The following is a 25,796-nucleotide window of genomic DNA, read 5'->3' on the forward strand; positions in this document are numbered from 1 at the left end:
GGGCGCCGCCGTCGTCGTGGGCCGGAGCTGCGCGGGCGCGCGGCCGCGGAGACGCCCGTGAGAGGCTGGGGGGATGGACCGGTCGAACGAGATCCCCCCGGAGCTGCAGGGCGTGGACTGGGGCGAGGACGACGCCCCGCGCCGCCCCCGCCCCCTCATCACGCTCGTGGCGTGGCTGTGCATCATCGGCCTCGTGCTCGGCGTGGCCGCCGGGCTGTTCTCCATCCTCTGACGCCTCGCTCGACGCCGGCCGGGCGGGCCGGGTGGGCCGGCCGCGCCGGGTGGGCCGGTCAGGCCGGGGGATCGGGCGAGAAGAGGTCCTCGATCCGCGTGCCGAACGTCTCGGCGAGCCGGAAGGCGAGCGCGAGCGAGGGGTCGTGGCGGCCCTTCTCGAGGGAGATGACCGTCTGACGGGAGACGCCGAGCTCGTCGGCCAGCCGCTGCTGCGACCAGCCCAGGCGGGCGCGCTCGGCCGGGAGGCTGTTCTCCACGGTCAGCCCCGACGCTTCTGCACGCGGTAGCGGATCGCCACGTCCGCCATCATGAACAGCACCAGCCCGGCCCCGACCAGGGACAGCTCCGCCGTCCAGCCGGTCATCGAGACCACGAACGTGCCCAGGCCGAGCACCACGAGCAGGTCGTGGAAGGCCCCGCCGGCCGCGGCGTCGTACCAGCGGGACTCGATCGACTCCTCCGGGTCGCGGACGGCCCCCTTGATGGTCGCGCGGTCCACCAGCAGCATCCACACGGTGCCGGCCAGGACGGGGAGCGCGCCGGAGGCGACCACGAGGCCGAGGACCCACGGCCGGCGGGGGTCCGCCGGATCCGCGGTGCCGGCCAGGCCGTAGGCGATCACGCCCAGCATTGCCGCGAGCAGCACGCCGAACACCAGGCTCACGACGACGAGCCGTCCGGTGCCGCCGCCGAGCCGGGCCGAGCGGCCCCAGGCGGACGGAGCGGCGGAGCCCGCGGGCGTGGCGGCCGCAGAGGTGGAGGCGGCGCGCTCGGGTCCGGAGGCGGACCGGGAGCGCGGGTCGGCGGTGGTGTTCATGGGATCCCCCTGGGTGCGTCCGCGGGAGCGGAGTGGTCGGCGCGGCGGATGCCTGCGCTGGAACCAGGGTGGCAGTCAAGGATCCTTGACGTCAAGAGGTCTTGACGAAAAGTTCTCTTGACGTCTCAGTCGACGTTGCCGTCCACGTAGAGCCAGGCCCCGTCCTCGCGCCGGAAGCGGCTGCGCTCCCGCAGCCGGAAGCGGCCCTCCTCGCCGTGGCCGAGGGCCGTGAACTCCACGATCCCCCGGTCCTGGAACGGTCCGCCGTCCCGCACGTCCGTGACCGCCAGGCGCGTGAAGCGCGGGGCGCGCTCGCCCGCCTCCGGCAGCAGGTCCTCGACGGCGGGCCGGTGCTCCGGCGCCCACGTGGCGGCGAGGTACGCGGCCATCGCCCGGGCGCGGTCGGGGCCCGCGTGGCCGGCGCCCGTGCCGCCCGGACCGGACGCGCCGTCCGTGCCCTGCGTGCCGTCGTCGTCCGCCCCGGCCTCACCGAGGAGGGCGAACGCGGCGTACCGCGAGCACATGAGCGCCTCGGCGGTCGGGGCGGTGAGGGCGCCGTCCGCGGCGAAGCGCGCGTGGAGGCGCCCGCAGCACTCGGCCAGGGGCAGGCCGGCGCCGCAGGGGCAGGGGTCGGTCATCGTCCGGCGCGACGGTCGGCCGCGACGCGGGCGGCGGCCTCCTCGCGGCGGCGGGAACGGGCGCGCATGCGGCGCACGCCCGCCAGCACGACGCCGGCTGCGGCCGCCAGCAGGGCCGGGCCGAGGGGGCTGACGGGGCGGCGGCCGCCGCTGATCGGGGAGATGCGGGTCTGCTTCGTGCTCATGGCGTCAGGGTACGCGCCGGCCCAGCGACGGGCCCCGGAAGAGCCCCCGCCGCACCCCCGCACGGGCCCGCACCCGCCCCGGGTGGGCGAGGCGGCCGACGTCGTGCCAGGATCGACTCCTCCCCTGCCCGCCCCGTCCCGAGGTGCCCCGTGTCCGCCCTTCGCCGCTGGAGCGCACTGGCCGTGCTCGTCCTGCCCGTGCTGCTGATCTCCATCGACATGTCCGTGCTCGGCATCGCCGTGCCCGCCCTCTCCGCGGACCTGGACCCCACCTCGGGCCAGCTGCTGTGGATCATCGACCTCTACTCGTTCCTGCTCGCGGGCCTGCTGATCTTCATGGGCTCCCTCGGCGACCGGATCGGGCGCCGGCGGATCCTGCTGATCGGCGCGCCGCTCTTCGGGGCCGCGTCCCTCGCGGCGGCCTTCGCCTCCTCGGCGGAGATGCTCATCGCCGCCCGCGCGCTGCTCGGCGTGGGCGGGGCCACCCTGATGCCCTCCACGCTGGGGCTGATCCGCACGATCTTCCCGGACCGCGCAGAGCGCCGCACGGCCATCGCGGTGTGGGCCATGGCGTTCTCGGGCGGCGCGGCCCTGGGCCCCGTGGTGGGCGGGATCCTGCTCGAGCGGTTCTGGTGGGGCTCGGTGTTCCTGATGAACGTGCCCGTCATGGCGGTCTTCCTGCTGGTCGCCCCGTTCCTGCTCCCCGAGTCCCGGGACCCGTCGCCCGGCCCGTTCGACCCGCTCTCCTCCGTGCTGTCCATCGCGGGCATCGTGGGGCTGGTCTACGCGCTGAAGACCGCCGCGAAGTCCCCGGACTGGACGGCCCTGGCCGGGCTCGTGGTCGGCGCCGCGGCCGTGGCCTGGTTCATCGCCCGCCAGCGGCGGCTGGCCCACCCGATGATCGACGTCGCCCTGTTCCGCAACGTCGCCTTCACGTCCGCCGTGTCCGTCAACGTGATCTCCGTGTTCGCGTTCATGGGCCTGATGTTCTTCCTGCCGCAGTTCCTCATGCTGGTCCAGGGCATGGGCCCGGCCGAGGCGGGCCTCTGGATGCTGCCGCTGGCGGCCGCCGCCGTCGTCGGGACGCTGCTGGCCCCGCTGCTGGCGCGCGTGGTGGCGGTGCGCACGGTGATCCTGACGGGCCTGGCCCTGGTGATCGCCGGGTTCGCGGTGGGCACGCGGCTCGACGGCGCCGCCCCCCTCGTCGCGTTCGTGCTGCTCTCGTGCCTGTTCGGCGTGGGCGTGGGCCTGGCCGAGACCCTCACCAACGACGTGATCCTCACCGCCGCCCCGCCCGAGCGGGCCGGCGCGGCCGCCGCGATCTCGGAGACCGGCTACGAGTTCGGCGGGGCGATGGGCACCGCCGTCCTCGGCACCGCCGGCATGGCCGTCTACGCCGCCCGCGTGCAGGAGGCGGCCGGGCTGCCGGGCTTGGGTCCGGCCGACGCCGAGGCCGCCGCGCAGACGCTCGCCGCCGCCCACCGGATCGGGGAGGGCCTGCCCGACGGCGGCGCACGGCTGGTCGAGGTCGCGAACGGCGCGTTCACGGCCGGCATGGACCTCGTGGCCGGGATCGGCATCGGCGTGGCCGCCGTGACGCTCCTCCTCGCGTGGCGCGGGCTGCGCTCCGAGGCCCGGGTGGAGCGCCCGGTGGAGGACTGACGGGGGGCGCCGTCGTCGTCGCACCCCAGACCGCCGGATCGACGGTTTCGGTCCGGATCGACGGGCGTTCCGTCGGTCTGAGCCGAAACCGTCGATCCTGCCGGACGCGGCGGCAGGGCGGGGGCGCCGGCGGAGGGCCGTCGCACGGTTGTCCACAGCCTCCGCCTCGGCGCCGCCGCCCGGGCCACGCTGAGGACATGGACGACGCCCCGGACCCCCGCCTCGCACCCCTCCGCCACGACGGGCACCTGCTGCCCGGGCACGGCCCGCTCCTGCGCGCCGCGCCCGGAGCGCCGACCCGCGCGAGGAAGGCGCTGGCCCGGCTGTGGGCGCAGGGGGTCCTCGTCCGGCTGGGCGCGGGCCTGTACGTCCCGCTCGCGCACTGGTGCGCGCTGGCCCCGTGGGACCGGTACACCCTGGCCTGCGCCGGCTACGCGCTGCTCCACCCCACCGCTCGCTTCACGGGCACGGCGGCGGCCCACCTGCACGGTCTGCCGCTGGCGCAGACGCCCCCGGAGATCCGGCTCCGCTCCCCCGCCCCGGGGCACCGGGCCCGTCGACCGTTGGCGGCCTCCGCGTTCTCGGACCTCGCCGACACCCGGGGGCGCCGGCTCCCGGCCCCGCCCGCCGTGCGGTGGACCTGGAACGGCGTGCAGGCGCCGGCCGACGACGGCGGCGAGCTGCGACGTCGTCGCCTCGCCTCCGGCGGGCCCGAGGGTGAGGCGCCGCCGCCGGGACCGCTGCCGCCCGTCACGGTCGAGGCGGCGCTGAGCGACGGCACGCTCCTGGGCCCCGTCACCGTGGACGCGCTGCCCACGGTGCAGCTCGCCCTCGGATCCGGACCCGTGTTCCGGGAGGCCGTGGTCCCGCTGGACGGGCTGCGTCGGCGGCTCCCCGGGCCGTCCGCCGCGTGGGCCGAGCGGCACGCGGACCGGCTCCCCACGCGGGCCGCCCGGGAGCGGTTCGAGCGGGCGTGGGGCTTCTCGGACCCCCGGGCGGAGTCGGCCGGCGAGTCCCTCTCGCGCGCGCTCATCCACGAGCTCGGCTTCGCCGCGCCGCACCTGCAGCGCACGGTGTTCGGCCGGGACGGGCGGGCGATCGGCCGGACGGACTTCTGGTGGGAGGAGGTGGACGTGGTGGGCGAGTTCGACGGGATCGGCAAGTACGACGTGGACCTCCACGCCTCCGCGGCCGAGCGGCGGCAGGCGATCACTCGGGAGAAGGAGCGGGAGGTCGCCCTGCGGCGGGTCTGCCGCGACGTCGCCCGCTGGACATGGGCCGACCTGCGGGAGCCGGCCGGGCTCGAGGCCGAGCTGGTGCGCGCCGGGGTGCCGAGGCGGAGCTGAGCGGCCGACGTCGGCCCTCGCCTCCGGCGTCCGCGCCCGCCGCATCCTCACGGGATCGACGGTTTCGGCCCGGATCGACGGGCGTTCCGTCGATCCCAGCCGAAACCGTCGATCCTGCAGGAAGGGGACAGGCGGGAGGACACCAGCGCGCCCCGAGTAGACTGGACCGGCAAGCACGCGGAGCGCCCCGGACCGGGGCGTGAGACGGCACCGGCCCCGTCATGCTCCGCGGCATCGTCCCGCACTCAGGAGCGCGTTCATGCCCATCATCGTCGTCGACGTCATGCCCAAGCCCGAGATCCTGGACCCCCAGGGCAAGGCGATCAACGGGGCCCTGCCCCGCCTCGGCTTCACCGAGTTCAGCCAGGTCCGCCAGGGCAAGCGCTTCGAGCTCACCGTGGAGGGCGAGGTCACCGACGCCGTCCTCGACCAGGCCCGCCGGGCCGCCGAGGAGCTGCTGTCCAACCCCGTCATCGAGGACGTCGTGAACGTGGCCGTCCTGGACGAGGCCGAGGGCGCCCGATGACCACGGACCTCCCCCTGATCGGCGACTACTCGACGCCGACCACCCCGCTCAACGGCGCCCGCATCGGCGTCATCACCTTCCCGGGCACCCTGGACGACGTGGACGCGCTGCGCGCCGTCCGCCTCACCGGCGCCGAGCCCGTCTCCCTGTGGCACGCGGACGAGGACCCGCAGCGCACGCTCGCGGGCGTGGACGCCGTCGTGATCCCCGGCGGCTTCTCCTACGGCGACTACCTGCGCGCCGGCGCGATCTCCCGCTTCGCCCCCATGATGGACGCCGTGGCGACGGCGGCCGGCGGCCCCGAGGGCGCCGCGGACGGCCTGCCCGTGCTCGGCATCTGCAACGGCTTCCAGATCCTCACCGAGTCCCACCTGCTGCCGGGTTCGATGATCAAGAACGACCACCTGCACTTCATTTGCCGGGACCAGGAGCTGACCGTGGAGAACACGGACACCGCCTGGACCCGCGACTACGAGCGCGGCCAGACGATCACCGTGCCCCTGAAGAACCAGGACGGCCAGTACGTGGCCGACGACGCCACGCTCGACGCCCTCGAGGCCGAGGGCCGCGTGGTGTTCCGCTACCGCGGCTGGAACCCGAACGGCTCGCGCCGGGACATCGCCGGCATCGCCAACGCGGCGGGCAACGTCGTCGGCCTGATGCCGCACCCCGAGCACGCCGTGGAGCCGGGCTTCGGCCCGGACACCGCCGACGGCCCCCGCACGGGCACCGACGGCCTCGGCTTCTTCACCTCCGTCCTCACCACCCTCGCCAGCCGTGGAGGCCATGCATGAGCCAGCAGTTCAGCATCGAGACCGTGGCGGACGCCGCGGCGAACCCGGACATCGAGCAGCCGTGGGCCGAGCTCGGCCTCAAGGAGAACGAGTACGCGCAGATCCGCGAGATCCTCGGCCGCCGCCCCACCGCCGCCGAGCTGGCCATGTACTCCGTGATGTGGTCCGAGCACTGCTCCTACAAGTCCTCGAAGGTGCACCTGCGCCAGTTCGGCGAGAAGCTCACCGACGAGATGAAGCAGCACATGATGGTGGGCATCGGCGAGAACGCCGGCGTCACCGACCTGGGCGACGGCTGGGCCGTGACCTTCAAGGTGGAGTCCCACAACTCGCCGTCCTACGTGGAGCCCTACCAGGGCGCGGCCACGGGCATCGGCGGCATCGTGCGCGACATCATCTCCATGGGCGCCCGCCCCGTGGCCGTGATGGACCCGCTGCGCTTCGGCGCGATCGACCACCCGGACACCGCCCGCGTGTTCCACGGCGTGGTGGCCGGCATCGGCGGCTACGGCAACTCCCTGGGCCTGCCGAACATCGGCGGCGAGACCCGCTTCGACCCGATCTACCAGGGCAACCCCCTGGTCAACGCCCTCGCGGTGGGCGTCCTCAAGCACGAGGACCTGCGTCTGGCGAACGCCTCGGGCCTGGGCAACAAGGTGGTGCTCTTCGGCGCCCGCACCGGCGGCGACGGCATCGGCGGCGCCTCCGTGCTGGCCTCCGAGTCCTTCGACGGCGACGGCAAGCCCGCCAAGCGCCCCTCGGTGCAGGTGGGCGACCCGTTCTCCGAGAAGGTGCTCATCGAGTGCTGCCTCGAGCTGTTCGCCGGCTCCCTCGTGGAGGGCATCCAGGACCTGGGCGCCGCCGGCATCTCCTGCGCCACCTCCGAGCTCGCCTCCAACGGCGAGGGCGGCATGCGCGTGGAGCTCACCGACGTGCTGCTGCGCGACTCCACACTGACCCCGGGCGAGATCCTCATGTCCGAGTCGCAGGAGCGCATGATGGCCGTGGTGACCCCGGACAACGTGGCCGCGTTCGAGGCCGTCATGGCCAAGTGGGACGTCGAGTACTCCTGGCTGGGCGAGGTCACGGGCGACGGCCGCCTCGTCATCACCTGGGACGGCGAGGTCATCGTCGACGTCGACCCGCGCACCGTGGCCCACGACGGCCCGGTCTACGAGCGCCCGTACGCCCGCCCCGGGTGGCAGGACCGCGTCCAGGCGGACACGTTCCGCGCCTCCGAGGCCGGGGCCGACCTGCCGGCCACGGGCGAGGAGCTGCGCGCCGCCGTCGTGGAGCTGATGAGCTCCCCGAACCTCGCGGACACGTCCTGGATCACCCGCCAGTACGACCGCTACGTGCGCGGCAACACCGCCATGGCCGCCCCGGACGACGCCGGCGTGGTGCGCGTGGACGAGGAGACCGGCATGGGCGTGGCCCTGGCCACGGACTGCAACGACCGGTTCACCTACCTGGACCCATACACGGGCGCCCAGGCCTCCCTGGCCGAGGCGTACCGCAACGTGACCACCGCGGGTGCCGTGCCGCTGGCCGTCTCCGACTGCCTGAACTTCGGCTCCCCCGAGAACCCGGACGTGATGTGGCAGTTCGCCGAGGCCGTGCGCGGCCTGGCCGACGGCTGCCAGGTCCTGGGCATCCCGGTGACCGGCGGCAACGTGTCCCTGTACAACCAGACCGGCGCCACCCCGATCCACCCCACCCCCACGGTGGCGGTGCTGGGCCAGCTGGACGACGTGCTGCGCCGCACCCCCTCCGGCTTCGCCCCGGACGCGGACGGCCAGGCGATCTACCTGCTGGGCGAGACCGCGGACGAGCTGGACGGCTCCGAGTTCGCGCGTCTGCGCGGCCACCTCGGCGGCGTGCCCCCGAAGGTGGACCTGGCCAAGGAGCGCCTGCTCGGCGAGCTGCTGGTGAACATGTCCCGCGACGGCATGATCGACGCCGCGCACGACGTCTCGGGCGGCGGCCTCGCGGCCACCCTGTCCGAGATGGTGCTGCGCCACGGCGTGGGCGCCCGCGTGGTGCTGGACGAGGTGCTGCGCCGCGACGGCGTGGACCTGTTCACCGCCCTGTTCTCGGAGACGCAGGCCCGCGCCGTCGTGGCCGTGCCGCGCACCGAGGAGGTCCGCTTCACGGACATGACCACGGCCCGCGGCTACACCGTCACGCGGATCGGCGTGGTGGACGCGGACTCCGCGGCGCTCGAGGTCCAGGACGCCTTCACCCTGCCGATCGCGGAGCTGCGCGAGGGCTGGGAGGCCACCCTGCCGAAGCACTTCGGCTGAGCCGGGGGCGCGGGGCAGCAGTACGGCGGCCCGCGCCCCTGGATGCGCGACGTCGGCCCGTCCGGTCTTCCGGGCGGGCCGGCTTCGTGCTGGGACGAAGCGGCGAGAATTCCCTCGCATCGAGTGCAACCTTTCGAACGTGACGCCGGTAGTACAGGTGTGAGCACGAAGGATGCCCACGCCCCACGGCCCATCCGGGCACTCTGAAAGGACGACACCATGCGCAAGGCCCTCCCCACCGCCGTCACCGCCGCCATCGGCCTGGCCCTCGTGGCCCCGCTCGCCGCCGCCGCCCAGGAGGGCGACACGGCAGCGCTGTCCGTCCTCCACGGGGTCCCGGACCTGACCGTGGACGTGTATGTGGACGGCGAGCTCACCCTCGACGACTTCACCCCGGGCTCCCTGGCCGGCCCGCTCGAGCTGCCCGCGGGTGATTACGAGGTGGCCATCACCGCCGGTGATGCCGAGGACGACTCCGCGCCCGTGCTCGGCCCGGTGGACCTCACCCTGGCCGGCGGCGGCGACTACACGGCCGCCGCCCATCTCGACGCCCAGGGCAACCCCACCGTGACCGCGTTCGAGAACGACACCACTCCGGTCGCCGCGGGGGAGGGCCGTCTCACCGTGCGTCACATCGCCGCCGCCCCGGCCGTGGACGTGTGGGCCGACGGCGCCGTGGCCGTCCCCGGCCTGGCGAACCCGGACGAGGCGGCCCTGGAGCTGCCCGCCGCCACCCTCGAGGCCGCCGTCTCGGTGGCCGGGACGACCGACCCGGTCATCGGCCCCGCCGACGTCGAGGTAGCCGAGGGCGTCAACACGGTCGTGTACGCCTGGGGCTCCGCCACCGACGAGACGCTGGCCCTGGCCACGCAGACCGTGGAGGGCCTGCAGTCCGCTCCGGAGAACGTGAATGCGGGCATGGCTCCGGCCGCCCAGGACGACACCGCGCTGTACGCCGGGGCCGGCGTCGCCGCCCTGGCGCTCCTGGCGGGCGGGGCGATGGCCGTCCGTCGCAAGGCCGCCGTCCGTGCCTGATCGGCTCTCCGCCGCCACCCGGCGTACCACGGCCAGGGCAACGGCCGCCGTCGCCCTGGCCGTGGGCCTCGCCGCGGTGACGACGGGCTGCACCGCCCCCGGCGCCGCCATCTCGGCCGAGTCGGCCGGTCCGTCCGCCACCTCCCGCCCGTCCGACGGCGCCACCGCGGTCTCGGACGAGGGGGAGGTCGGGGCGCGCGACGTCTCAGGGCGGAGACCGGTGCCCGTCCGCCAGGCCACGCCGCGCCCCGTCCAGGCGCCGATTCCTCCCACGCGCCTGAACTACCCCGCTCTCGGCGTGGACATGGCCGTGGAGTCTGTGGGCATGGCCGACGGCGGAGAGATGCAGATCCCCGACGACGCCGACGTGGCCGGGTGGTACCGGTTCGGGTCCGTCCCGGACCGCGGCGTCGGCAGCACCCTGCTGGCCGCCCACGTCAACACGGTCCACCAGGACCGCGGCGCCCTGTACTACCTGGACGAGGCCCGCATCGGCGACGAGCTGCAGGTGGTAGACGCCGCCGGGACAGCGCACCCCTACCGCGTGGCGCGGGTGGAGCACCTGCAGAAGGCCACCCTCGACTGGCTGCCGTACGTGACCCGCCAGGGGCCCGAGCAGCTGGTGCTCGTCACCTGCGGCGGCGAGTGGATCGAGGAGCTCGGCGCCTACGACGAAAACGTCGTCGTGGTGGCCCTGCCCGCGGACTGACCGCTACTGTGGTCCGCACGGCACACCGGAGGAGGACGATGTGAGCACCGACCTCTCCGAACTGGCGCACCGGTTCGCCGCCGGCCACGCCGACGCGATGGCGGACGTCTACGCCGAGCACGCCCGCATGGTGTTCTCCCTGTGCATGGTGGGCCTGCGCCACCGTGAGGATGCGGAGGACGCGGCCCAGCAGGTGTTCACGCGGGCGTGGCGCTCCCGTGACACCTACGACCCGCGCCGACCCCTGGGCGCCTGGCTGACGGGGATCACCCGGCGCGTCCTCGCCGACGAGCACGCCGCCCGCGGGCGAGAACGGGACCGCGCGGCCGCCGAGGCGGTCCGTGGTGGCGGAGTCCGCGCGGCGTTGACCCCGGTGAGCGACGAGGTCGTGGACAGGATCGTCGTCCACGACGCCCTGGACCGGCTCGGTCCACCCCAGGACGAGATCCTCCGGCTGGCCTTCCACAAAGACCTGCCGCAGAAGGAGATCGCGGAGCGGCTGCAGATGCCGCTCGGCACGGTGAAGTCACACATCCATCGAGGCCTCGCTGCGCTGCGGGCCACGATGACCCGGACCGAGGAGGTGCACGATGCCTGACATGGACTCCACGCGCGGCGCGCTCTCCGACGACGCCTTCGACGCTCTGGTGTCCGCGCTCGCCGAGGGCGGTGTGCGCCCCGAGGATCTGGACGAGGCCCTGCACGCCCGCGGGGTCACCTCCCTCACACCGCGCGAGCGCGCCGACCTGCGGGACACGCTGCGGGTGATCGAGGCCCTGCGCGCCGACCCGCTGCTGGTGGAGCCTCCGCACGGACTGTGGGAGAAGGTGGCCGCCGCGATCGAGGCGGAGGGGGATCTTGCCGCCACGCCTGCGACCGTCGCCGACCTCGACGCCCACCGGAGCCGTCGCCGGGGCGGAGCCGGAGCCCGGTGGTGGGTGCCGGCCGCCGCGGCGGTCGCGGGCCTGCTGGTGGGCGGTGGCGCCGTCTGGCTGAACCTCCAGCCCTCCGAGGCGCCTGAGACGGGACCGGTCGCTGAACCCCAGGTAATCGGCGACGCCGAGATGGACCCCGTCGCCGCCACGGGCACCACGGCCAGCGCCAAGATGACCCGCGAGCCGGACGGCTCCCTCGAGCTCACGGTGGACGTGCCGGAGGTGCCGGACGCGGCGGCAGGCTACTACGAAGTGTGGCTGCGCGACGCCGACGCCAGCCGGCTCATCTCCCTGGGCACGATCTCATCCACCTCCACGACGCTGCGCGTCCCCGAGGGCATCGACTTCTCCCGCTACCCGGTGGTGGACGTCTCCCACGAGCACTTCGACGGTGACCCCACCCACTCCGGCACCACACTGTGGGCCGGTGCCATGACCGAGCGCTCCTGACGGGCCGGGGTCGCCGGAAGCGCCCCGGCCCGTGCCCGGTCAACGCCGACCGCCGCCCGGAACGACCCGGTCGCGCACCTCGCACGTTGACTCGGCGCCCGTCGGTGACGAAAGTGTCTCGAGAACAGCGCGAACGCGCGCCGCCCGGCCCGTCCAAAAGGGCCGGCGCGGTCCCGACACACGAAGGAGACCACCCATGCGCCTCATCACCCTGGGCCTCGGCGCCGCACTCGGCTACCTCCTCGGCTCCGCCGAGGGCCGCCGCAACCTCGAGAAGATGTCCCAGAACGCCCAGAAGTTCTGGAACGACCCGAAGACCCAGCAGAAGGTCGGCAACCTGCAGGAGACCGCGCAGCAGAAGTTCGCTGACGTGAAGAACTCCGAGCAGGTCCAGAAGGCCACGGCGAAGGTGGAGGACACCATGAACAAGAACGGCTCCAAGGACCAGGTCCGCGACGACCGCGTGACCGAGTCCAACAACGAGAACACCACCACCGCCTCCGCGCACGGCGCCGACCCGGACATCGTGTCGGACCCGTCCACCCCCCTGGGCGACGAGGGCCCGCAGACCCGCTGACCCTCCCCGCACGCACGGCGGCCCGCCTCCCCTTCACCGGGGAGGCGGGCCGCCGTCGTCGTGGGGGGGGCTCAGCCGTCGGTCGGCGGGACCGGCTCGGCCGGGGTGCCGCCCGGGGCGGTGCCGTCCTGCGGGGCGCCGCCCGGAGGCACGGCGCCCGGGGCGCCCTGGCCCTGCTGCTGCGGGAGCACCTCGTCGGACGGCGGGGCCTGCAGCGGCTCCACATCGCCCATCTCGGAGACCGTCACCACGGCCTTCGTGCCCGCGGACTCGGTCTCCACGGTGAGCAGCCGGCCGTCCTCCTCGGACACGGTGAACGCGGTCATCGCGACGCCGTCGTCCGCCACGGAGAGCGGCTCGTCCAGGACGTAGCGGACCGCGTCCTGGCCGCTGCGGCGGATGCCGTCCGCGTCCACGGCCACGTCCTCCAGGCCGCCCGACTCGGGCAGCGAGCCCAGCAGGGAGGACACCATGGCGCCCATGCCCGTGGCCCGCGGGTCGCCCGTGTGCGGGGCGGCGGTCCAGCGCTCCACGTAGGCGGGGCGGTCCTCGCCGCTCGCGCCGCGGCGCTCCACCGTGAACCGCGAGTACGCGGTGCCGTCCACCACGCGGGACTCGTCCCGGGTGATGAGATCCCCGTCCTCGTACGTGCTCACGTACCGCATGGACGAGCCGTCCACGGGGCCGGAGAGGTCCACGGACTCGGGCGTGCGGTTGCCGGCCTGCGGGGCGTCGGAGCGCAGCTCGGTGACCATGCGCACCGAGTCCGTCTCCTCGAGCTGGGTGCGGGCGCGGTCCCACGCGGCCGACGCGTCCTCGCCGGAGGCCCCGCAGCCGGTGAGCACCAGCGCGGCGGCGGCGCCGAGGGCGGCCAGGGGCAGGCCGCGGCGGGCGCGGCCGGTCGGGTTCTGGCGGGGCATCACTCGGCCACCTCCTCCGGCGCCTCGGCCGGGTCGATCTCGTTCCAGTTGCTCAGGGCGTACTGGCGCAGGGAGCGTCCGTCGTCCACGGTGAGGGCCAGCAGGCCGCCGTCGTCGTCCACCGTGAAGGAGTGCAGCAGCGTGGAGTCGCCCTGGCCCATCGCGGCCGCGGCCACCTCCTGGGGCACCGCGTAGCGGTGGGCGGTCTCGCCGGCCCAGCCGACCTCCTCGGCGCGGACCTCGGCGCCCTCGAGGGCGTCGGCGGACGGCAGGCCGATCTGCTCCAGCAGCTCCTTCAGGGGCCGCTCCTGCTCCTGCCCGGCGGGCGTGCGGCGCCACTGCGGATCCGCGTACGCCAGCTGGACGTCGTCCGCGAAGTCGGCGCCGTCGATGCTGACCCGCACGTAGGAGTCCTCCCCCACGGTGCGGGTCTCCATGGTCATGTGGGACTCGTGACCCGCCTGGATCACGCCCTTCGCGTCGCCGTTGGAGCCGTCGAGCCGGCCCGCGATGTCCCAGCGGACGGTGTTCGGGCCCTGACGGCCGGTGGTGTGGGCGGTCTCGAGGCGCACGGTCTGGGCCTCGTCCAGCTGGGTGCGGGCCTGCTGCCAGGCCTCGCCCGCGGACTGCGGCTCCGCGGCGCACCCGGCCAGGGCCAGGACGCCCGCGACGCCGAGCCCGACCGCGCGGACGGCACGTCTGCGCTGCATGTTCTCCTCCTGGGGCTGCCGGCCGCGGCAGGACGCCGCGGCCACTGCCGGTCACCTTACCGAGCCGAGCTGGGCATGCCCGACCGCGGGCCGCCGTCGTCAGCCCCGGCGGCGCAGGGCGAAGGACGCGCCGTGGTGGCCCTCCGGCAGGTGGTCGCCGCGGCCGAAGAGCTTGTGGCGCAGAGTGCCGTCCGTGTACGCGGTCTTGTAGCGACCGAGCTTCTGCAGCTCCGGGACCACGAACTCCACGACGTCCTCGAAGGTGCCCGGGGTGATGTGGTAGGCGAGGTTGTAGCCGTCCACGTCGGTCTCGTCGGCCCACTCGACGAGCTGGCGGGCCGCGGACTCGCCGCCGCCCACGATCACGGGGCCGAAGCCGCCGATGCCCACCCACTCGGCGAGCTTGCGCACGGTCCACTCCTCGTCCGTGCCGGAGGCCTTCTGGAAGGTCTCCACGGCGGACTGGATGGCGTTCGACTTCACGTCCCCGATCGGCTCGTCCAGGTCGTACTGGGACAGGTCGATGCCCATCCAGCCGGACATGAGCACGAGGCCGCCCAGCGGGTCCACGTACTGCGCCAGGTCGTCGTACTTGGCCCGCGCGTCCTCGTCGGTGGCCCCGGTGACGATCGTCTGCATCGCGAAGATCTTGACGTCGTACGGGTCACGGCCGGCGTCCACCAGGGCCTGGCGGATCTTCTTCACGGTGGCGGCCGTCAGCTCCTTCGTGGGGGAGTTGATGAACACGGCCTCGGCGTGCTTGCCGGCGAAGGCGCGGCCGCGCGTCGAGGCGCCGGCCTGGTAGATCACGGGGGTGCGCTGCGGGGACGGCTCGGTGACGGCGGCGCCGGGGACCTTGAAGTACCGGCCCTCGTGGCGGATGTCATGGACCTTCGCCGGGTCCGCGAAGACGCCGGTCTCCTTGTCGTAGCGGACGGCGTCGTCCTCCCACGAGCCCTCGAGCAGCTTGTAGACGACGTCGAGGTACTCGTCCGCGTGCTCGTAGCGCTCGTCGTGCTCCATCTGGTCGTCCTGGCCCATGTTCTGCGCGGCCGAGGGCAGGTAGCCGGTCACCACATTCCAGCCGACGCGGCCGCCCGTGAGGTGGTCGAGCGTGGCCAGGCGGCGGGCGAACGGGTACGGGTGCTCGTATGCGGTGCCGGCCGTGACGCCGAAGCCCAGGTGCCCGGTGACGGCGGCCATCGCGGAGACCAGGAGGAACGGGTCGTTGACCGGGGTCTGGGCGCCCGAGCGGATCGCCGCCTCCGCGGTGCCGCCGTAGACCGAGTAGGGGCCGAGGACGTCGGCGATGAACAGTCCGTCGAACAGGCCCTTCTCGAGCGTCTGCGCCAGGTGCGTCCAGTAGCCGAGGGTGTTGTAGTCCCGGGCGCGGTCCTCCGGGTGGCGCCACAGGCCCGGCGACTGGTGGGCCACGCAGTTCATGTCGAACGCGTTGAACAGCAGCTCGTGGCCCGCGCGGGAGGCGGGGGCGGCGGCGGACGTGGAGGTGGTGGCGTCCTGCTCGGGGCGGGCGGCGGGGTGCTCTGCCATGGGTGGCTCCTGACGTTCGAGGGGAAGGGTCCTGGCCCCCAGTCCATCCCCGCGGCCGGACGCGGGCCGAATCCCCGACCGGGTGCGTCCTCGGCGACGTCACACCCGGCCGAGCCGGCACCGCCGGGGGCGACCGGCCGCCGTCGTGTGACGCCGTGTTGACGGCCCGGCTGCGGGGACGCGTTTCGGGTGAGTTCTCGGGGGTCAGAGGGCTCAGGACCTCCGACAAGTCACCCGAAACGCAAGGGGGTGGGTGGGGTGGGTGGGGTGGGTGGGGTGGGTGGGCGGGGGGCGGGTGGGGCTGGACGGCGACGGCGGCCGGTCAGATCTCGAGGGCGGCGATCGCCTCCTGGGGGTCGTCCCCCCACGCCTCGGTGCCGAGGGCGCCGTCGAGGTAGTCCGCGTACCAGCGGCGCACCTCCTCCGACTGGAAGGCCTCGCGCAGGGCCCGGCCGGCTTCGGTGTCGCGGAAGCCCTCGCGGGTGGCCACCACCACGCGGAACGGCACGGCGTCCTCGGCCGTCTCGAACAGCAGCGACTCGGAGATCGGCAGCCCGATCTTGGCCGACTGCCGGGCGAACAGGAAACCGGCGTCCGCGTCCTCGATGGTCAGCGCGAGCGACTGCTGGTCCACCTCCACGAACTCGTAGCCGTGCGGGTTGGCGGTGATGTCGTGCTGGGACAGCCGGATCACGGACACCCCCTCCCGCACCGTGATCCGCCCGGCCTGGGCCAGCAGGCGCAGCGCGCGCCCGTTGTTGGACGGGTCCACGGGCACGCTGATGCGGGCGCCGTCCGGCAGCTCCTCGAGCGAGGAGTACCGGGTGGAGAACAGCCCCGCCGGCGAGGTGTACACGTTGAACGCGGGCACCACGGAGGTGCCGTTGTCCGCGTTGAACTGCTTGAGATGCGCGATGTGCTGGAAGAAGTTCGCGTCGAACTCGCCGCGGTCCACGGCGATGTTCGGCTGGATGATGTCCGTGACGAACGTGGTCTTCAGCTCCCAGCCGCGCTCGGCCAGCAGGCGCTCGGCGATCCGCACCGGCTCCTGGTAGGGGGCGTCCTCCGTGGCGCACAGGGTGATGGTCCGGGAGGCGCCGCCACCGCCGGCGGCCGTGCCGGTGCGCAGGCCGCAGCCGGTGAGCAGGGCCGCGGAGCCGACGCCGGCCAGGCCCGCGAGGAGGGCGCGGCGGGAGGGGCGGGAGGTCAGGGACGAACGGGGGGTCATGGGGGGCTCCTTCTCGGGGCTCGGGCAGGGGAGGTCAGAGATGCGGCGGGTGCGGACGCCCCGACCCGGGCGAGGCGGCCGCCGGGGGCGGGCCGCCGTCGTCGGGAACGGGCGGGGTGGGCGGGCTCAGCCCGCCGGGGCGAGCGCCCGCCGACGGGGACGACGCGCGGTGCGGGGCCGGCGGTGGTCCAGCCGCTGGGAGAGGCGGGTGCCGGCGAACTGCAGGAGCGCCACGAGCCCGATCATCAGGAGGATCGCGACCACCATGAGCGGGGTCTCGTACCGGTAGTAGCCGTAGCGGATGGCGAAGTCGCCGATGCCGCCGCCGCCCACCAGCCCGGCCATCGCCGAGTAGGAGATGAAGCTGACGCTCATGATGGTCAGCGAGCCCACGAGCGCCGGCCGGGCGTCCACGAGGAGCACGTCCCGCACGATCTGGCCGCGCGTGGCGCCCATCGCGCGGGCCGCCTCCACCGGTCCCGGGCCCAGCTGAGCCAGATTCTGCTCCACGAAGCGGGCGAAGTACGGGATGGCGTTGACCGTGAGGGGGACGATTACCGCGGCCGTGCCGATCGTGGTGCCCACGATCAGGCGGGTCACCGGGATGATCGCGATCAGCAGGATCAGGAACGGGAACGAGCGCAGCATGCTCACGGCCGCGTCCACCGCACGGTGCAGCCGCGGCGACGGCGAGAGCCCGCCCGGCGCGTGCGTGAACAGCCAGATGCCCAGCGGCGTGCCGAGCAGCACCGCGAGCGGGATGGTCACGGCCAGCATGGTGAGCGTCTGGCCCAGGGCCACGACGATCTCGGGCCAGACCTGGAGGATGCGGGAGAGGGCCTCAGACACCGGCGACCACCGCCTCACGCACGTCGCCGGGGGTGGATGTGGTGCCGGGGGCGTTGCCGGGCGTGGTCCCGGAGTCGGCGCGGTCGCCGTCGGGAGCGCCGGCCGCGCCGCGCAGGGGCGGGCGCTCCAGCGCGATCTCGTCCTCGAGGAGGTATCGGCCGATGCCCGTGCGCGGGGCGAAGTCCGCCCGCTCCAGGTCCGCGAGCGCGAACCGCTCCACCACGCTGCCGTCCTCCATGACGGCGACGTCGTCCGCGACGGCGCGGATCACGTTCATCTCGTGGGTGACGATCACCGTGGTGATCCCGAGGTCCCGGTTGATGTCCACGAGGTGCTGCAGGACGGTGGCGGTGGTGCGGGGGTCGACGGCGGAGGTCGGCTCGTCGCACAGCAGCACCGAGGGGCGGGTGGACAGGGCGCGGGCGATGGCCACCCGCTGGGCCTGGCCGCCGGAGAGCTCGGCGGGGTAGCGCCCGGCGTGGTCGGCCAGGCCGACGATCTCGAGGGCCTCGAGGGCCCGGGCCTGGCGCGCGCGACGGTCCACGCCGGCGAACTTCAGGGCCAGCGCCACGTTCTGCGCGGCCGTGAGGTTGTGGACGAGGTTGAAGTGCTGGAACACCATGCCGATGCCGCGGCGGGCCTCGCGCAGCCCGTTCGGGGAGAGGGCGGTGAGGTCCGTGCCGTCCACGACGACGCGGCCCGCGCTGGGGCGCAGGAGCAGGTTGACGTTGCGCAGGAGCGTGGACTTGCCGGCGCCTGAGAACCCGATGATGCCCTGGATGGATCCGGTGGGGATCTCCAGGCTGACGTCGTCCACCGCGCGGTGCTCGCCGAACGCGGTGGAGACGTTCTGGATGCTGATCATGACGTCTCCTCTCGTAGGGGGGTCGTGACCTCCGCACGGCCCGCCGCGACCGGGCCGCGCAGGGCGGGGTCCGGGGAGCGAAGACGCGTCCATCGGTCCTGGCGGGAGCACCCTGGCCCTCGTCCGGGTCCGCGGGGGCGGGCCGGGGAGGCGGGTTGCTGCGGCGTCGTCGAGCCAGATCTCTCGGCCGCTCTGGATGGGTGGGATCAGCACACCACGGGGGCGGCGCCGCGCCGAACGGCGACGACGTCGAGCGACACGGCAGGCCCGCCGGAGCCTGCGCGGGCTCCGGCGGGGGCTCGTGTGACCCGGTCTCGCGCGTTTCGGGCGAGTTGTCGGAGGTGAAAAGCCCCAGGACCCCCGACAGGTCACCCCAAACGCGAGAAGACGGGGGAGGCGGGGGCAGGGTTCGTTTCGGGCGAGTTGTCGGAGGTGAAAAGCCCCAGCACCCCCGACTAGTCACCCCAAACGCGAGGGGGTCAGTCGTCGTCGACGACGCCGGCCGACGTGTAGGCCGTCGGGGGCGTGCCGTTGACCAGGTGGTCGCCGGCCATGCGGACCTTGAACGCGGCGGGGTCGTGCGTGGCGAGGGTGCGGGCGTTGCGCCAGTGGCGGTCCAACTGGAGGGAGGCGGAGGTCGCGGACGCCCCGAGCGTGTCGAAGATGCCGGTGCACACGCCCAGCACGGCGTCGGGCACCACGGCCTGCGCCCGGTACGCGGCCACCATGGCCTCCTCCATGAGGCGGGCCGCGCCATCGTCGTCGCCGGCGGCGCCCTGCGCCTCGGCCTCGTCCATGAGTCCGCCGACCTGCCGCATGAGCGCCTCGGCGGCGGCGAGCTGCCCGGAGAGGCGGCCCATGATCTCGAGCAGCTGCGGGTCCTGCGCCGGCAGCGCCTCGGTGCCGGTGTTGAAGGTCCGCCGCCGCGCGCGCAACAGTTCCACGCCCTCGGCCAGCGCGGCCCGGCCCACGCCCACCTGCAGGGCCAGCAGCGAGGCCTCCTGCAGCACGGGCACGGGGCCCTCGCGTCGCGGCACCTCGAGCAGGGCCTCGGCGGCCGCCCCGTCGAGGACCACGGACCCGGTGGCGGTGAGGCGCTGGCCGAAGCCGTCCCAGTCGTCCTTCACGCGCACCCGCGGCTGGCGCACGCGGACCACGGCGACGGCGCGTCCCGGCTCGCGGACGACGCCGCCGGCCCGCTTGGAGTTGCGGCGGGAGACGAGCGCGTCCCCGTCCACGCCGACGGTGGCGATGGTCCACGTGGCGAACGCGGAGCCCGTGGCGTAGTACTTCTCCCCCGTGACCACCCAGGTCCCGCCCTCGTCGCGCTCGGCCATGGTGGCGGCGCGTCCGGGGGCCGCGGTGCCGCGCTCGGCGAGGGCGGAGCCGGCCCAGTCCCCGGCGACAACGCGCGCCAGCCACGTCTTCGCCGCGGCCGGGACCTGATCCAGGACGGTGGCCACGAACACGAGGTGGGAGCGCCACAGGTGGGCGGTGTTCACGTCCCGTGCGGCGAGGTCCATGAGCAGGCGCAGGGCGGTCTCGTGGGAGGCCCCGTCCCCGCCCGCGGCCTCGGGCACGCTGACCCGCCCGAACCCGGCCTCCTGCAGGCCCCGCTGCACGGCGAAGGGCAGGTGCCGGCCGGCCTCGCGGGCGCGTTCACCGTGGCCCACGGCGTCGAAGGCGTCGGCGAAGCGGGCGGCGAGGTCGGCGTAGCTGGTCATGGACCCACTCTGGCAGAGGCGTCCGGGGAGGGGATCCGGCCGGTCCCGTGTGACCGCGAGTTGCGCGGGCGCGGGCGGCGCGGGTGGAGTCGGCGCGGGCGGCACGGGTTGCCCGGCGAGTTGCCCGACGGCGCGGCGGCCGCGGGGCGTGCCCGGCAGCCGCGGCACGCCCCGCGCCCGCGTCCGCTCAGCCGGTGAGGCCCTGCAGCGCGGCCATGTCGAAGATCTGGTCCTCGGCCGGGCGCTCCGGGGCCTGCACGGCGTCCCACTCGGAGAAGGTGGCCGTGGTGTCCGCCTCGGCGTCCTCGCCGCCGGTGCCCTCGAGCCGGTGCAGGGTCTCGTCCTCCGGGTGCACGTACATGGTCCGGGCGAAGTCGTGGAACTCCTCGGGCAGCGCGTACTTCAGGTACTCCTGGCCGTCGAGCTCCACCTTCTCGGCCTTGAGGTCCTTGCCGTCGAACGCCTCAGCCGCGGGCATGTCCGCCTCGAGGTCGTCCATGATCTCCTTCAGGGAGATGCCGGCCATGCTCTCCGCATCGTCCGCGGGCATGAGCATCCAGCGATCTCCGACGAGCTGCTCGAACATGGCCATCTCGGCCGGCACGCCGTCCCCGTCCGCGGCCATCTTGAGGAACACCTCCTCCCCCAGGCGCAGGATCTCCATGTCCAGCGAGTCGGCGCCCATGTCCATGTCCATGGTGCCCTTGAGGTGGGAGTCGTCCGTGGCCCCGGACAGGTCGGCCGCCGCCGCGGTGATCTCGGAGTCCTGGCCCGACCCCTCGGCGTCCAGGGCGGCCTCGCCGTCCATCTGCAGGCGCAGGCTCTGCGCGTCCACGACCTTCTGGCGGATCTCGGGCCAGCTCTCGTCCAGGGTCGGGTCGGCGGCGCAGCCGGTGAGCAGCAGGCCCGCGGCGGCGAGTACCGCGGCGGCACGGGGCAGGCCGGTGGCGGTGAGCAGGGAGGACTTCATCGGGGGCTCCTTCGCAGGGCGGCAGCCCGAGGCGTGCCGCGGCGGCTGTGCTGACCCTGTGATCGTCGCACTGCGCCACGACACCGTCACGACCCGGCCGCCCCGTGTGACCGCGGGTTGCGTCCGGCGCCGGGCTCCCTGCCTAGGCTGGTGCCCGACCCCATCCAGAGCGGCCGAGAGACCCGGCTCGTCGACGCCGCAGCAACCGGGGCGCCGCCGTCGTCCGTCCGCGGGCGCACGGCCCGCGCCGCAGGTGCTCCCGCCGGGACCGATGGACAAGGCAGGTGCCCCCGCATGACCCCCTCCCCTCTCGACGCCGCCACGCGCGCCCGCAGCTCCGCCCCGGCCGCCCCCGACGCGCCCGTCCGCCGCCCCAACGACGGCGTGCCCGCCGAGGCCCTCGCCACGCTCCCCGGCCCGCTCCCGCAGGCCGTGGTGGACGCCGCCGACCCGGACGTCCACCCCGGCCGCGCCGAGGATCTCGCGCACGGGGGCCGCGGCGACGGCTGCCCCGTCGCCGAGGAGGACCGTCTCGCGTTCTGGGCCGCCGCCGGGCGCCGGCTCACGTGGGACCGCGAGTTCACGCGCGTTAGCACCGGCACGCCCGCGGACCCCGCCGCCGAGCGCGGCCCCGCGCTGCGCTGGTACGAGGACGGCCGGCTCAACGTGGCCGTGAACTGCGTGGACCGCCACGTGGCCGCCGGCCGCGGCGAGAAGGTGGCCCTGTACTTCGAGGGCGAGCCCGGGGACCGGGAGGCCGTCACCTACGCGGACCTGCAGCGGCGCGTGGCCCAGGCCGCCCACGGGCTCGAGGACCTGGGGATCGGCCCCGGGGACCGCGTCGTCGTCTACCTGCCGGTGCTCGTGGAGACGATCGTCATCGCCCTGGCCTGCGCGCGGATCGGCGCCGTGCACTCGCTCGTGTTCGGCGGCTTCTCCGCGGACGCCCTGCGATTCCGCGTGGAGGACACCGGCGCGAAGCTGCTCGTCACCACGGACGGCCAGCACCGCCGCGGCCAGGTGGTCCCGGTCAAGGAGAACGCGGACGCCGCCGTCGCCGGGGACAACGCGATCGAACACGTCCTGGTGATCGCCCGCTGCGGCCTCACCGGCGCCGGCGAGATCCCGTGGACCGAGGGCCGCGACCTGTGGTGGCACGACGTCGTCGAGACGAAGCCCACCGAGCACGCCCCGGCGTCCTTCGACGCCGAGCACCCCCTGTTCGTGATGTACACCTCCGGCACCACGGGCCGCCCCAAGGGCCTCGTGCACACGTCCGCCGGCTACCTCGCCGCCGCCTCGTGGACCCACGACTTCCTCTTCTCCCACCCGGACCCGGCGCGCCGGCACGAGGACGTGCACTGGTGCACCGCGGACCTCGCCTGGGTCACCGCGCACACCTACGAGATGTACGGCCCGCTCTCCAACGGCGTCACCCAGGTGATCTACGAGGGCGTGCCCAACGCCCCGCACCCGGGCCGGCACTTCGAGGTGATCGACCGCTACCGCGTCACCTCCTACTACACCGCCCCCACGCTGATCCGCTCGCTGATGGGCTGGCACCCGGACGGCATCCCCGCCGAGCACTCGCTCGAGTCGATCCGCCTGATCGGCACCGTGGGCGAGGCCGTGAACCCCGAGGCGTGGACGTGGGCGCGCACGCAGATCGGCCGCGCCGCGCTCGCGCGCACGGGCGAGCCGGTGCCCATGGTGGACACGTGGTGGCAGTCCGAGACCGGCTCCACCGTGCTCTCCCCGCGTCCGACGGACCGCACGTTCAAGCCCGGCTGCGGCTCGCGGCCGCTGCCGGGGGTGGAGGTGGCCGTGGTGGACGACGACGGCGCCCCGGTGCCCGCGCAGACGCAGGGCAAGATCGTGGTCACCCGGACCTCGCCCTCGATGGCGCGCACCGTGTGGGGCGATCCGGCCCGGTACTTCCACTCCTACTGGGAGGACTACGCGGAGCAGGGCTGGTTCCTCGCCGGGGACGGCGCCAAGACCGACGAGGACGGGGACGTGTGGATCCTCGGCCGGATCGACGACGTCATCAACATCTCGGGGCACCGCCTCTCCACGATCGAGATCGAGTCCGCCCTCGTGGCGCACCCGCACGTGGTGGAGGCCGGGGTCTGCCCCGTGCCCGACGCGCGGACCGGGCACGCCGCCGTCGCCTTCGTGGTGCCGGGCCGGGAGTGGGCGCCGGGCCCCGAGGGCGACGAGGCCGCCGCCGCGCTGACGGCCGAGCGCGCCGAGGAGCTGCGCCGGCACGTCGGCACCGTGATCGGCCCCGTGGCCAAGCCGGCCGAGGTGGTGTTCGTCCCGGACGTGCCCAAGACCCGCTCCGGCAAGATCATGCGACGCCTACTCACGCAGCTGCACACCGGCACCGCCCTGGGCGACACCACGAGCCTGCAGAACGAGGTGTGCGTGGGGCAGATCGCGCAGGTGCTGGCGGACCGCCCGGGCCGCTGACCCCGGCCCCGCTTTCGCGCGCGAGACGGAAGTCCGCCGGGCCGTAGACTGGACCGCCCTCCCCCGCGCCCCCGGCCCCCGGCCGGCCCCGAAAGGTCCTCCGTGCCCGCATCCCCCGACGACGCCGCCCGGCCTGACGTCGACGCGCAGCCCCGCGCCGACGTCGCCGTCCGTCCCGACGACGACGCCCTCGCCCCCGGCACCGGCCGGCTCATCGCCCTGCTGGTCTCCGCGGCGTTCGTGGTGATCCTGAACGAGACCATCATGTCCGTGGCGCTGCCGCGGCTCATGGCGGAGTTCACCGTCACCGCCGCCACCGCGCAGTGGCTGACCACCGGGTTCATGCTCACCATGGCCGTGGTCATCCCGTTCACGGGCTGGCTGCTGAACCGCATGTCCCTGCGCGCGGTGTTCATCCTGGCCATGGGGACGTTCACGGCCGGCACCGCGATCGCCGGCCTCGCCCCCACGTTCGGCCTGCTGCTGACCGGACGCGTGGTGCAGGCCGTGGGCACGGCGATCATGATGCCGCTGCTGATGACCACCGTGCTCAACGTGGTCCCGCTGTCCCGGCGCGGCCGCGTGATGGGGCTGATCTCCATCGTGATCTCCGTGGCGCCGGCGTCCGGCCCCGCGGTGGGCGGCGTGATCCTCGAGCACCTCTCCTGGCGCTGGCTGTTCTTCACCGTCCTGCCGATCGCCGCGATCGCCCTGGCCGCGGGCGCCGCCTGGGTCCGCAACGTCACCGAGCCGCGCCCCGTCCGCCTGGACGTGCTCTCGGGCGTGCTCTCCGCCGTCGGCTTCGCGAGCCTGATCTTCGGCCTGTCCAGCATCGGCGAGGCCGCCGCCGGCAACGCGGCGATGCCGCCGTGGATCCCCGTGGCCGTGGGCGTGCTCGCCCTGGCCCTGTTCGCGGTGCGGCAGCTGCGGCTCAAGGACGACGCCCTGCTGGACCTGCGCACGCTGTCCCGGCCGACCTTCACGGTGGCGCTGGCCGTAATGCTCACCTCGATGCTCGCCCTCTTCGGGACCATCGTGCTGCTGCCCATCTACCTGCAGGAGGTCCTGGGCTGGACCACCCAGCAGTCGGGCCTCGCCCTGCTGCCGGGCGGCATGGTGATGGCGCTGCTCGGGTACGTGGTGGGCCACCTCTACGACCGCGTGGGCGCCCGCCCGCTGATCGTGCCCGGCGCCGTCCTCGGCGCCGCGGGTCTCTGGGGCTACACGTTCCTCAGCGAGGACTCGAGCGCGTTCATGGTGGTGGGGCTGCACGTGCTGATCTCCACGGGCCTGTCCATGCTGTTCTCCCCCCTGATGACGACGGCGCTCAGCGCCCTGCCCCGCAGCCTGTACGCGCACGGCTCCGCCCTGGTGTCGACGCTGCAGCAGGTGGCCGGCGCGGCGGGCACCGCCCTGTTCATCACGCTGCTCACGGTGGGGACGGCGTCGTCCGTGGCCGGCGGCCTCGGCGAGGTGGCGTCCCTCATGGACGGCGTGCACCTGGCGTTCCTCTCCGGCGCGCTGGTCTTCACCGTGAACGTGGTGGCGGTGTGGTTCGTGAAGCGCCCCGCCCCGAACCCCCTCTGAGCCCACGCCCCCACGCTTTCGTGCGGGAAACGGGAGGCTCCCCCCACGCTTTCGTGCGGGAAACGGGAGGCTGAGCCTCCCGGCCGAGCACTGACCCCGGGCCCCGCCGGACACGACCCCCTACTCGATCCCCTCCGCGGGGTTCGCGGCCACGCGCGCGAGCAGGCGGGCCAGCTCGGCGCGGTCCGCCGGCGCCAGGACGGCGAAGAAGTCCGCGGCCTCGGTGCGGCGCGCCTCGTGCACGCGCCGCAGCAGGCCGCGGCCGGCGTCGGTCAGGCGGATGCGCACCGCCCGGCGGTCGGCCGGGTCCGCCGCCCGCTCCACCAGGCCTCGGGACTCGAGCTGGTCCACCACGTCCGTGGCCGAGCGCGGGGCGATCCGCAGCCGCTCGGCGAGGTCCCTCAGCCGCACCCCGCCGTCGTCGTCCGCGACCGGCCCCGACACCGGCCGCGACGCCGCGCGCGCCTCCGCGCCGGACCCGATCCCGCCCCCGGCCCCCTCGGCGACCCCGCGCAGCGCCCGCACCTGGTGCGGGGTCACGCCGAGGGGCTCGAGCTGCGCCGACCACCGCCGTCGCAGCCGGCGGAACACCACGTGCATCAGGTCGCCCAGGTCGGCGCCGTCGTCGTGGGGGCGGGCGGCGTCAGCGGAGGCGGAGTCCATGCCCCCAACTCTACCGACTTGAGAGCCAGGCACATTGTGAGGTAAC

Annotated in this window: 26 protein-coding genes; 13 read left to right on the plus strand and 13 right to left on the minus strand. The window is 74.4% G+C overall.

All coding sequences use genetic code 11. The features are described from left to right. Positions 1-73: 73 nt before the first annotated feature. Positions 74-232: a hypothetical protein gene (locus tag HDA33_RS08595; RefSeq protein WP_017489731.1), complete on the plus strand. Its 159-nt coding sequence runs from the start codon at positions 74-76 to the stop codon at positions 230-232. Positions 233-290: 58 nt separating this feature from the next. Here the strand turns inward: HDA33_RS08595 and HDA33_RS08600 are convergent, their stop codons facing one another. The 4 genes from HDA33_RS08600 to HDA33_RS08615 form a co-directional block, all read right to left on the minus strand. Further along, positions 291-491, minus strand: a complete 201-nt coding sequence (locus HDA33_RS08600) for a helix-turn-helix transcriptional regulator (protein ID WP_017489730.1) — start codon at positions 489-491, stop codon at positions 291-293. 2 nt (positions 492-493) lie between these two features. After that, positions 494-1,051: a hypothetical protein gene (locus HDA33_RS08605; RefSeq protein ID WP_158493572.1), complete on the minus strand. Its 558-nt coding sequence runs from the start codon at positions 1,049-1,051 to the stop codon at positions 494-496. Positions 1,052-1,176: 125 nt separating this feature from the next. Beyond that, complete coding sequence (locus HDA33_RS08610) at positions 1,177-1,689, minus strand: YchJ family protein (protein ID WP_184172536.1); 513 nt, start codon at positions 1,687-1,689, stop codon at positions 1,177-1,179. Beyond that, complete coding sequence (locus HDA33_RS08615) at positions 1,686-1,874, minus strand: hypothetical protein (protein ID WP_158491831.1); 189 nt, start codon at positions 1,872-1,874, stop codon at positions 1,686-1,688. Before HDA33_RS08615 ends, HDA33_RS08610 begins: the two co-directional genes overlap by 4 nt. A 150-nt stretch (positions 1,875-2,024) precedes the next feature. Between HDA33_RS08615 and HDA33_RS08620 the strand changes: the two genes are divergently transcribed. The 10 genes from HDA33_RS08620 to HDA33_RS08665 all read left to right on the plus strand — a co-directional run bounded on the left by HDA33_RS08620 (position 2,025) and on the right by HDA33_RS08665 (position 12,211). After that, the gene (locus HDA33_RS08620; protein ID WP_338104310.1) at positions 2,025-3,536 is read left to right on the plus strand and encodes an MFS transporter; all 1,512 of its coding nucleotides are present in this window, start codon (positions 2,025-2,027) and stop codon (positions 3,534-3,536) included. A gap of 197 nt (positions 3,537-3,733) precedes the next feature. Beyond that, positions 3,734-4,882 carry a hypothetical protein gene (locus tag HDA33_RS08625; protein WP_184172538.1) on the plus strand — a complete coding sequence of 383 codons (1,149 nt, stop codon included), beginning with the start codon at positions 3,734-3,736 and terminating at the stop codon, positions 4,880-4,882. 259 nt (positions 4,883-5,141) lie between these two features. After that, on the plus strand, positions 5,142-5,408 hold the full coding sequence (gene purS, locus HDA33_RS08630; protein ID WP_158493575.1) for a phosphoribosylformylglycinamidine synthase subunit PurS: 267 nt from the start codon (positions 5,142-5,144) through the stop codon (positions 5,406-5,408). Then, complete coding sequence (gene purQ / locus HDA33_RS08635; RefSeq protein ID WP_158493576.1) at positions 5,405-6,202, plus strand: phosphoribosylformylglycinamidine synthase subunit PurQ; 798 nt, start codon at positions 5,405-5,407, stop codon at positions 6,200-6,202. The genes purS and purQ overlap by 4 nt, the downstream gene beginning before the upstream one ends. Continuing rightward, a complete protein-coding gene (gene purL / locus HDA33_RS08640) occupies positions 6,199-8,505 on the plus strand; it encodes a phosphoribosylformylglycinamidine synthase subunit PurL (protein WP_158493577.1) in 2,307 nt (768 codons plus the stop codon). Before purQ ends, purL begins: the two co-directional genes overlap by 4 nt. 219 nt (positions 8,506-8,724) lie before the next feature. Further along, entirely contained in the window at positions 8,725-9,540 is an 816-nt protein-coding gene (locus HDA33_RS08645) for a DUF4397 domain-containing protein (RefSeq protein WP_184172540.1), read from the plus strand. After that, positions 9,533-10,249, plus strand: a complete 717-nt coding sequence (locus tag HDA33_RS13025; RefSeq protein ID WP_184172542.1) for a sortase domain-containing protein — start codon at positions 9,533-9,535, stop codon at positions 10,247-10,249. The genes HDA33_RS08645 and HDA33_RS13025 overlap by 8 nt, the downstream gene beginning before the upstream one ends. A 40-nt stretch (positions 10,250-10,289) precedes the next feature. Continuing rightward, positions 10,290-10,847, plus strand: a complete 558-nt coding sequence (locus HDA33_RS08655) for a sigma-70 family RNA polymerase sigma factor (protein WP_184172544.1) — start codon at positions 10,290-10,292, stop codon at positions 10,845-10,847. After that, positions 10,840-11,634 (plus strand): anti-sigma factor, encoded by a 795-nt coding sequence (locus HDA33_RS08660; protein WP_158493580.1) that lies wholly within the window; start codon positions 10,840-10,842, stop codon positions 11,632-11,634. The genes HDA33_RS08655 and HDA33_RS08660 overlap by 8 nt, the downstream gene beginning before the upstream one ends. Before the next feature lie 196 nt (positions 11,635-11,830). Next, positions 11,831-12,211 (plus strand): YtxH domain-containing protein, encoded by a 381-nt coding sequence (locus HDA33_RS08665; RefSeq protein WP_158493581.1) that lies wholly within the window; start codon positions 11,831-11,833, stop codon positions 12,209-12,211. Positions 12,212-12,282: 71 nt separating this feature from the next. Here HDA33_RS08665 and HDA33_RS08670 read toward each other — a convergent pair whose 3' ends face one another. The 8 genes from HDA33_RS08670 to HDA33_RS08705 form a co-directional block, all read right to left on the minus strand. Next, entirely contained in the window at positions 12,283-13,131 is an 849-nt protein-coding gene (locus HDA33_RS08670) for a hypothetical protein (protein ID WP_246416922.1), read from the minus strand. Beyond that, positions 13,131-13,841 (minus strand): Tat (twin-arginine translocation) pathway signal sequence, encoded by a 711-nt coding sequence (locus HDA33_RS08675; protein WP_221432986.1) that lies wholly within the window; start codon positions 13,839-13,841, stop codon positions 13,131-13,133. Before HDA33_RS08675 ends, HDA33_RS08670 begins: the two co-directional genes overlap by 1 nt. Positions 13,842-13,940: 99 nt before the next feature. Further along, on the minus strand, positions 13,941-15,392 hold the full coding sequence (locus tag HDA33_RS08680; protein WP_276510932.1) for an LLM class flavin-dependent oxidoreductase: 1,452 nt from the start codon (positions 15,390-15,392) through the stop codon (positions 13,941-13,943). A 322-nt stretch (positions 15,393-15,714) separates the two neighbouring features. Further along, entirely contained in the window at positions 15,715-16,620 is a 906-nt protein-coding gene (locus HDA33_RS08685) for a MetQ/NlpA family ABC transporter substrate-binding protein (protein ID WP_184172548.1), read from the minus strand. Between the two features lie 126 nt (positions 16,621-16,746). Beyond that, a complete protein-coding gene (locus tag HDA33_RS08690; protein WP_184172550.1) occupies positions 16,747-17,469 on the minus strand; it encodes an ABC transporter permease subunit in 723 nt (240 codons plus the stop codon). Then, a complete protein-coding gene (locus HDA33_RS08695) occupies positions 17,462-18,334 on the minus strand; it encodes a methionine ABC transporter ATP-binding protein (RefSeq protein WP_246416923.1) in 873 nt (290 codons plus the stop codon). The genes HDA33_RS08690 and HDA33_RS08695 overlap by 8 nt, the downstream gene beginning before the upstream one ends. A gap of 479 nt (positions 18,335-18,813) precedes the next feature. Next, positions 18,814-20,058, minus strand: a complete 1,245-nt coding sequence (locus HDA33_RS08700; RefSeq protein ID WP_184172553.1) for an acyl-CoA dehydrogenase family protein — start codon at positions 20,056-20,058, stop codon at positions 18,814-18,816. A 187-nt stretch (positions 20,059-20,245) separates the two neighbouring features. Continuing rightward, positions 20,246-21,028 carry a hypothetical protein gene (locus HDA33_RS08705; protein ID WP_184172555.1) on the minus strand — a complete coding sequence of 261 codons (783 nt, stop codon included), beginning with the start codon at positions 21,026-21,028 and terminating at the stop codon, positions 20,246-20,248. Positions 21,029-21,322: 294 nt separating this feature from the next. Here HDA33_RS08705 and acs point away from each other — a divergent pair, with 294 nt between their 5' ends. Beyond that, complete coding sequence (gene acs / locus HDA33_RS08710; RefSeq protein WP_221432987.1) at positions 21,323-23,500, plus strand: acetate--CoA ligase; 2,178 nt, start codon at positions 21,323-21,325, stop codon at positions 23,498-23,500. Positions 23,501-23,602: 102 nt separating this feature from the next. Further along, entirely contained in the window at positions 23,603-25,087 is a 1,485-nt protein-coding gene (locus HDA33_RS08715; protein WP_184172557.1) for a DHA2 family efflux MFS transporter permease subunit, read from the plus strand. A gap of 120 nt (positions 25,088-25,207) precedes the next feature. On the opposite strand, the gene HDA33_RS08720 is transcribed toward HDA33_RS08715, so the two are convergent. Further along, positions 25,208-25,750, minus strand: a complete 543-nt coding sequence (locus HDA33_RS08720) for a MarR family winged helix-turn-helix transcriptional regulator (RefSeq protein ID WP_184172559.1) — start codon at positions 25,748-25,750, stop codon at positions 25,208-25,210. Positions 25,751-25,796 lie beyond the last annotated feature (46 nt).

The sequence above is a fragment of the Micrococcus endophyticus genome, from assembly GCF_014205115.1.
GTDB lineage: Bacteria > Actinomycetota > Actinomycetes > Actinomycetales > Micrococcaceae > Micrococcus > Micrococcus endophyticus.